The sequence below is a fragment of the Streptomyces sp. NPDC091371 genome (assembly GCF_040684275.1).
Taxonomy (GTDB): domain Bacteria; phylum Actinomycetota; class Actinomycetes; order Streptomycetales; family Streptomycetaceae; genus Streptomyces.
Genome location: NZ_JBFBFP010000026.1, coordinates 55,105 through 63,532, shown reverse-complemented (window position 1 = coordinate 63,532; position 8,428 = coordinate 55,105). Strand labels below are relative to the sequence as shown.

Genomic DNA, 8,428 nt, shown 5'->3' with positions numbered 1-8,428 from the left:
GGGAGTAGGTCTCGGTGAGCAACGAGGAGCGACTTCTCGAATACCTGAAGCGGGCCACGACCGACCTGCGCGAGGCCCGCCGCCGGCTCGCGGAGGCCGAACGGCGCGCCGGCACCGCCTCCGGCCGTCCCGGACACCACGACGACCCGATCGCGATCGTCGGCATGGGCTGCCGCTACCCGGGCGGGGTCACCACCCCCGAGGAGCTGTGGCAGCTCGTCGCGGACGGCGTCGACGCCATCGGCGGCTTCCCGGCCGACCGCGGCTGGGACCCGGAGGTCTACGACCCGGAGCCGGGCACGCCCGGCCGCACCTACGCCAGAGAAGGCGGATTCCTCTACGACGCCGCCGACTTCGACCCCGTCTTCTTCGGGATCAGCCCCAACGAAGCCCTCATGACGGACCCGCAGCAGCGGCTGCTGCTGGAGGTGTCCTGGGAGGCCATCGAACGCGCCGGCATCGACCCGACGACCCTCAAGGGCACCTCGGCCGGAGTGTTCGCCGGGGTCATGTACCACGACTACGCCCTCGGCCGGGAACCCGGGAGCACGACCGCGGGCAGCGTGGTCTCCGGCCGCGTCGCCTACACCCTCGGCCTCGAAGGCCCGGCGGTGAGCGTCGACACGGCCTGCTCGTCCTCCCTCGTGGCCCTCCACCTGGCCGCCCGGTCCCTGCGCTCGGGAGAATGCGACCTGGCCCTGGCCGGCGGCGTGACCGTCATGTCGACCCCGGACATGTTCGTCTACTTCAGCACCCAGCAGGGCCTCGCCTCCGACGGCCGCTCGAAGTCCTTCTCCGCGTCCGCCGACGGCGTCGCCTGCTCGGAAGGCGCCGGAGTGCTCCTCCTGGAGCGGCTCTCCGACGCCCGGCGGGGCGGCCACCCGGTCCTCGCCGTGCTCCGCGGGTCCGCCCTCAACCAGGACGGCGCCAGCAACGGCCTCACGGCCCCGAACGGCCCCGCACAGCAGAAGGTCATCCGCCGGGCCCTGGCGGACGCCGGTCTGTCGGCGGCCGAGGTCGACGCCGTCGAGGCGCACGGCACCGGCACGACGCTCGGCGACCCCATCGAAGCGCAGGCGCTGCTGGAGACGTACGGGCAGGACCGGCCCGAGGACCGGCCCCTGTGGCTCGGGTCGATCAAGTCCAACATGGGCCACAGCCAGGCCGCCGCGGGCGTCGCGGGCATCATCAAGATGGTCATGGCGATGCGCCACGGCATCCTGCCGAAGTCCCTGTACGCGGACACCCCTTCCGACCAGGTCGACTGGTCCGAAGGCAACGTGGAACTCCTCGCCGAGGCGCGCCCGTGGGAGCGCACCGGTGCGGTACGACGGGCCGGCGTGTCCTCCTTCGGGATCAGTGGGACGAACGCCCACGTGATCCTCGAGGAGGCGCCGGCCGAAGCGGGGGAGACGGCCGTGCGGGCCGAACTCCCCGTGCTCCCCTGGGTGGTGTCGGCCAAGACCGAGCAGTCCCTCGGCGCTCAGGCCGCCCGCCTTCGGGAACGGGTCACGGGAGGGCCCGAGACCGGTGCGGCGGACATCGGGCTCTCCCTGGCCACATCACGCTCCGCCTTCGCCCACCGGGCGGTGGTCCTGGCCGACCCCGAGAACGGACTCGCCGCGCTCGCCGAGGGCGAGTACCACCCCGGGGTGGTGACGGGCCGCATCCGCCGCGGCGGAAAGACCGCGTTCCTGTTCACGGGGCAGGGCGCGCAGCGGCTCGGCATGGGCCGGGAGCTGTACGAGGCCTTCCCCGTCTTCACCGAGGCCTTCGACGCGGTGTGCGCGGAAATCGACCCGCACCTCGGCACCTCCCTGCGCGACCTGGTCTGGGGCGAGGACGCGGAGGCACTGAACGCGACCGCGATCACCCAGCCCGCCCTGTTCGCACTCGAAGTCTCCCTCTACCGCCTCGTCGAGGCCTGGGGCGTCAAGCCAGACGCGGTCGCCGGCCACTCCATCGGCGAACTGGCCGCCGCGCACGTCGCGGGAGTCCTCTCCCTGGCCGACGCGGCGCGGCTGGTCGTGGCCCGCGGCCGGCTGATGCAGGCGCTTCCACCCGGCGGCGCGATGCTCGCGATCCAGGCCGCCGAGGAAGAGGTCCTCCCACTGCTCGCCGACGAGGTGGGCATCGCGGCGATCAACGGGCCGGACTCCCTGGTCGTCTCGGGCATCGAGCGCGCCGTCCTGGCAGTCGGCGAACACTTCGCCGCCACCGGCCGGAAGACCAGCCGACTCGCCGTCTCGCACGCCTTCCACTCCTCCCTCATGGACCCGATGCTCGACGAATTCCGTTCAGTGACCCGGCAGTTGACCTACACCGAACCGAAGACCGGCTTCGTCTCGACCGTGACGGGCGGCTCCGACGCGGACTGGCGTTCCCCCGACTACTGGGTGAACCAGGTCCGGGAAGCCGTCCGCTTCACGGACGCCGTCGAAGCGCTCGAGCGGCAGGGCGTCACCCGCTTCCTGGAGATCGGCCCGGACGGCATCCTCACCGGCCTCGCCACGCAGAGCCTCGACTCCGACGAGGCCGTCCTCGTACCCGCCCTGCGCAGGAACCGGCCCGAACCCGAAGCCCTGGTCGCAGCGCTCGCCCACCTCTACGTGGACGGCGTACGCGTCGACTGGCCGGCCCTCTACGCCAACTCGGGCGCCCGGGTCACCGACCTCCCCACCTACGCCTTCCAGCGCACCCGCTACTGGGTGGACGCCGCCGGCTCCGGGCCCGTCGGCCCGCCAGCCGTCCATGACGTGCCCTCCGCCGAGGAGTCCCGCGAAGCCGCGGCCGCCCTGCGGGCCAAGCTCGACGGGGCCGGGGCGGCCGAAACCGGCAGGCTGCTGCTGGCGCTGGTACGCACGCACGTCGCGGCCGTCCTCGGCCACACCTCCAGCGCCGCCGTCGAAACGGACCTCGCCTTCCGCGACATGGGCTTCGACTCCCTCGCCGCCGTGGAACTGCGCAGGCGCCTCACCGCCGCCAGCGGGTGCGACCTGCCCGCCACGCTGATCTTCGACTATCCGACCCCGCGGGCCGCGGCCGCCTTCCTCGGCGAGCGGCTGGCGGCCGAGCGCACGGGCAGTGACCCGGCCGCGGCGGCGCTGGCCGAACTCGACCGCATCGAGGCCGTACTCGCAGGGTTCCCCGCCTCCGGCGGTGACACCGGGCAGATCGGCGCTCGCGCGGACGCGATCACCGCCCGGCTGGAGACCGTCGTACGCCGCTGGCGCGACACCCACGGCGGCACGGCCGACGACGGCCCCGACTTCGAAACGGTCACCGACGAGGAGCTGTTCGACGTGCTCGACAGCGAATTCGGCAACTCCTAGATTGGTTGAGGTTCGATGAGCAACGACGAGAAGCTCCGGGACTATCTCAAGCGCGCCACCACCGAACTCCAGCGCACCCGGCGCCAGTTGCGCGAAGCCGAGGAGCGCGGCAGCGAGCCGGTCGCGATCGTGGCGATGGGGTGCCGTTTCCCCGGCGGCATCACCTCGCCCGAGGAGCTCTGGCAGCTGGTGGACGCCGGCCGGGACGCCGTCTCGATCTTCCCCGACGGCCGCGGCTGGGACACGGAAGCCCTGTACGACCCGGAGCCGGGCACGCCCGGCAAGACGTACTGCCGCGAGGGCGGCTTCCTGCACGACGCGGGCCGCTTCGACGCCGACTTCTTCAAGATCAGCCCGCGTGAGGCCCGGGACACCGACCCGCAGCAGCGGCTGATGCTGGAGGTGTCCTGGGAGACGATCGAGCGCGCCGGGATCGATCCCACCTCCCTGAAGGGCAGCCGCACCGGGGTGTTCGCCGGCGTGGTCTACCACGACTACCCGGGCGGCGGCGGTACCGGCGGCCTGGCCAGCGTCGCCTCCGGGCGCGTGGCGTACTCCCTCGGCCTGGAGGGCCCCGCGGTCACCGTGGACACGGCCTGCTCCTCCTCCCTCGTCGCCCTCCACCTCGCCGTCCAGTCGGTACGCAGCGGCGAGTGCACGCTCGCCCTCGCCGGCGGCGTCACCATCATGGCCAGCCCCGACTCCTTCGTCGGCTTCAGCCAGGACCGCGGCCTCGCCCCCGACGGACGCTGCAAGTCCTTCGCCGCCGCCGCAGACGGCACCACCTGGTCCGAGGGCGTGGGCATGGTCCTCGTCGAGCGGCTCTCCGACGCCCGCCGCCTCGGCCACCCCGTCCTCGCCGTCGTCCGAGGCTCGGCGATGAACTCCGACGGCGCGTCCAACGGCCTGACCGCACCCAACGGCCCCTCCCAGCAGCGGGTCATCCAGCAGGCGCTGGCCTCCGGGCAGCTGACCCCCGCCGATGTCGACGCCGTCGAGGCACACGGCACCGGCACCACCCTCGGCGACCCCATCGAGGCGCAGGCCCTCATCGCCGCGTACGGCCGCGACCGGCCCGCCGACCAACCCCTCTGGCTGGGCTCGTTCAAGTCGAACATCGGCCACGCCCAGGCCGCGGCCGGAGTAGGCGGGGTGATCAAGATGGTGCAGGCCATACGGGCCGGGGTGCTGCCGCGCACCCTGCACGTGGACGAGCCGAGCCACAACGTCGACTGGAGCGCGGGCACCGTACGCCTCCTGACCGAACCGATCCCCTGGCCGGACCGCGGCCGCGCCAAGCGCGCCGGAATCTCCTCGTTCGGCCTGAGCGGCACGAACGCCCACGTGATCATCGAAGAACCCGAGGCTGCCGCCCACCCCAGCCGGGGTCGGGTGTGCGCCGGGGCGCCCCCGCAGGGCTCCGAACTGGGCCTCCCTCTCCCCTCCGACCCCTGGAAACGTTCGGAGCCCGAGGAGGTGCCCCGGCGCGCGCCCGGCCCCGGCGGCACCACCGAGCCCGCCGCAGGCGCCCCCGCCACCGCCGAGCCGGCCGCAGGCCACACCGCCGGCCCCCGCTTCGTCCCCGTACTGCTCTCCGCCCGCCGCCCCGAGGCGCTCGCCGCGCAGGCCGCCCGCCTCGCCGACCACGTGGAGGCCCACCCCGGCGACGCACTCGCCGACACCGGCTGGTCCCTCGCCACCACCCGCGCCGCCCTGGAGCACCGCGCCGCGGTCGTCGCCGACGGCCGCGCCGAAGGCACGGCCGAACTCGTCCGCGCCCTCCGCGCCCTCGCCGCCGACCCCGCCCCGCCCGCCGCAGGCGCCGGCGCGGACGCGCTGTGCGCCGTACTCTTCACCGGCCAGGGCGCCCAGCGCCTCGGCATGGGCCGCGAGCTGTACGCCGCGCACCCCGCGTTCGCCGAGGCCTTCGACGCCGCCTGCGCGGAGCTCGACCCGCACCTCGACGGCCCGCTGCGCGACACCATGTGGGGCGAGGACGGCGCGCTGCTCGACGACACCGGCCGCGCCCAGCCCGCCCTGTTCGCCTGCGAAGTGGCCCTGTACCGGCTCGTCGAGTCCTGGGGGATCCACCCCGACTTCCTCGCCGGGCACTCCGTCGGCGAGCTGGCCGCCGCCCACGTCGCCGGCGTGCTCACGCTCGCCGACGCCGCCCGCCTGGTCGCCGCCCGCGGCCGGCTGATGCGGGCCCTCCCGCAGGGCGGCGCGATGGTCGCCGTCGAGGCCGCAGAGGACGAGGTGCAGCCCCTGCTCACCCCGGCCACCGGCATCGCCGCGCTCAACGGCCCCCGCGCCGTGGTCGTTTCCGGGGAAGAAGCCGAAGCCCTCGCCATCGCCGCGCACTTCACCGCACTCGGCCGCAGGACCAAGCGGCTCGCCGTGTCGCACGCCTTCCACTCGCCGCTGATGGAGCCGATGCTCGACGAGTTCCGTACCGTCGCCGAGAGCATCGCCTACGGGACCGCCCGCACCCCGATCGTCTCCACGGTCACCGGTGAGCTCGCGGGCGACGACGAACTGTCCTGCGCCGACTACTGGGTGCGCCACGTCCGCGCGAGCGTCCGCTTCAGCGACGCGGTCCGGCTGCTCGCGGCCAAGGGCGTCGCCACCTTTCTGGAACTCGGCCCCGACGCGGCCCTCACCCCGCTCGGCCCCGACTGCCTCACCGGTCCGGAGGCGGACGACGCCGCGGACCGGCCGGTGTTCACCGCCGTCCTGCGCCGCGGCCGCGGCGAGGAGCGTGAGATCGCCACGGCCGTCGCCCTGGCCCACACCCGGGGCGTCCACGTCGACTGGAACGCGTACTTCACGGCGGCCGGCCACGCTCCCCACCGGGTGGACCTGCCCACGTACGCCTTCCAGCACCGCACCTACTGGGCCGACCAGCCCGACGCGCACGCGGCCGCCACCCCGACCGACTCCGCCGCCGCCGACCCCGGCGAGGCCCAGTTCTGGGAGGCCGTGGAGCGCGAGGACACGGCCGGGCTCGCCGAGCGGCTCGGCATCGACCCCGCCGCACTCGCCCCCGTCCTGCCCGCGCTCACCACCTGGCGGACGGGCCGCCGCGAGGCCGCCGCCGTGGACGCGCTGCGCTACCGGATCTCCTGGACGCCCATCGCCCCCGCACCGGCCGCCCCCGCCCCGCTCGCCGGGGACTGGCTCGTGCCGCACACCGCCGCGCACCGGCCCCTCGCTCAGGCCCTCGCGGCCGCGCTGACCGCCCGCGGCGCCACCCCCGTCCTCGTGGAGGCCGGCGGCGCGGACGGCCCCGTACTCCCCGGCACCCCCACAGCCCCCGCCGGGGTACTGAGCCTGCTCGCCCTGGACGACACCCCGCACCCCGAGCACCCCGCGCTCTCCCGGGGCCTCGCGGACACCGTCGCCCTGCTCCAGGAGACCGCCGCCCGGCAGTGGACCGCCCCCGTGTGGTGCCTCACCCGGGGCGCCGTCGCCACCGACGACGCCGACGCGGCGGCCCGGCCCGTGCACCCCGAGCAGGCCGCCGTCTGGGGTCTGGGCGCGGCCCTCGCCCTGGAGGCCCCCGGCACCTGGGGCGGGCTCGTCGACCTCCCGGCCGGGACCGACCCCGGCGAGGCGCTCGCGCAACGGCTCTGCGACGTCCTCGCCGGGACCACCGGCGAGGACCAGGTCGCCCTCCGCCCCGAAGGCGCCTACGCCCGCCGCATGGTCCGCCCCGCGCAGCCCGACCCGGTCGGGCCCTGGCAGCCCCGCGGCACCGTCCTCGTCACCGGAGGCACCGGCGGACTCGGCGCCCACGTCGCCCGGATGCTCGCCGCCGACGGCGCCGAGCACCTCGTCCTCGTCGGCCGGCGCGGCCCGGACGCCCCCGGGGCGGCCGAACTCGCCGCCGAACTCGCCGAGTCGGGCGTACGGGTCTCCCTGGAGGCCTGCGACATCGCCGACCGGGAAGCCGTACGCTCCCTCCTCGCCGGCCTGCCCGACCTGACGGCCGTCATCCACGCGGCCGGCGTGCCGCAGCGCATCGCCCCGCTCGGCGAGCTGGGCCTCGCCGAGCTCGCCGAAGTGGCCGGGGCCAAGGTGCTCGGCGCCCGCCACCTCGACGAACTCCTCGCCGACAACCCGCTCGACGCCTTGGTGCTCTTCTCCTCGGGAGCCGCCGTGTGGGGCAGCGCCGGCCAGTCCGCCTACGGCAGCGCCAACGCGTACCTCGACGGCCTCGCCCACAGCCGCCGCGCCCGCGGCCTCGCCGCGACCTCCGTGGCCTGGGGTTCCTGGGACGGAGGCATGGTCGACGCCGAACTCGCCGCCGTGATGCGCCGGATCGGCGCCCCCGCGATGCGTCCCGACCTGGCCGTCGGCTCCCTGCGCCGCATCCTCGCGGGCGGGGCCTCGCACGCGGTCGTCGCCGAGTTCGACTGGCAGCGCTTCGCCCCCACCTACGTACTCGCCCGCCCGCGCCCGCTCCTCGACGCCCTGCCCGAAGCCCGCGCCGCCGTCGGCGCGAACGGACCGCAGGAAAGCGGCGCAGAGGACACCGGCCTCACCCGCCGACTGGCCGGCCTGGCCCAGCCCGAACAGCGCTCCGTACTGCTCGACCTGGTCCGTACGCACGTCGCCGCGCTCCTCGGCTACGAGGACCCGGCCGAGGTCGCGCCCGACCGCGGCTTCACCGACCTCGGCTTCGACTCCGTCGCCGCCGTCGACCTGCGGACCAGGCTCGTCGCCGCCACCGGCCGCCCCCTGCCCACCAGCATGATCTACGACCACCCCAGCCCCGCGGCCCTCTCCGCCCACCTGTGGTCCGAGCTCTGCCAGGACGACAGCGACGGCGAACTGCCGGTGCTCGCCCAGCTGGACCGGCTCGAAGAGGCCGCCGGCGCGCTGGCCGCCGAGGACATCGAAGCCACCCGCATCACCGCCCGCCTGCAGAGCCTGCTGGCCCGGCTGACCGGAACCCTCGACGCGAACAGCACGGGCGGCGGACAGGGCATAGGCGACCAGCTGGAGACCGCCTCCGCCGACGACGTCTTCGCCTTCATCGACAACGAACTCGGCCTCACCTGACCGACCGCGCGACCCCGCGACCCGACTCGACC

The 8,428-nt window shown here is 75.1% G+C and carries 2 protein-coding genes; both read left to right on the top strand.

All coding sequences use genetic code 11. The features are described from left to right. The first annotated feature begins 14 nt into the window (after window positions 1–14). Window positions 15–3,332 carry a type I polyketide synthase gene (locus AB0O21_RS25510; protein ID WP_365174342.1) on the top strand — a complete coding sequence of 1,106 codons (3,318 nt, stop codon included), beginning with the start codon at window positions 15–17 and terminating at the stop codon, window positions 3,330–3,332. Window positions 3,333–3,347: 15 nt separating this feature from the next. Next, a complete protein-coding gene (locus tag AB0O21_RS25505; RefSeq protein ID WP_365174339.1) occupies window positions 3,348–8,396 on the top strand; it encodes an SDR family NAD(P)-dependent oxidoreductase in 5,049 nt (1,682 codons plus the stop codon). The last annotated feature ends 32 nt before the right edge of the window (window positions 8,397–8,428 follow it).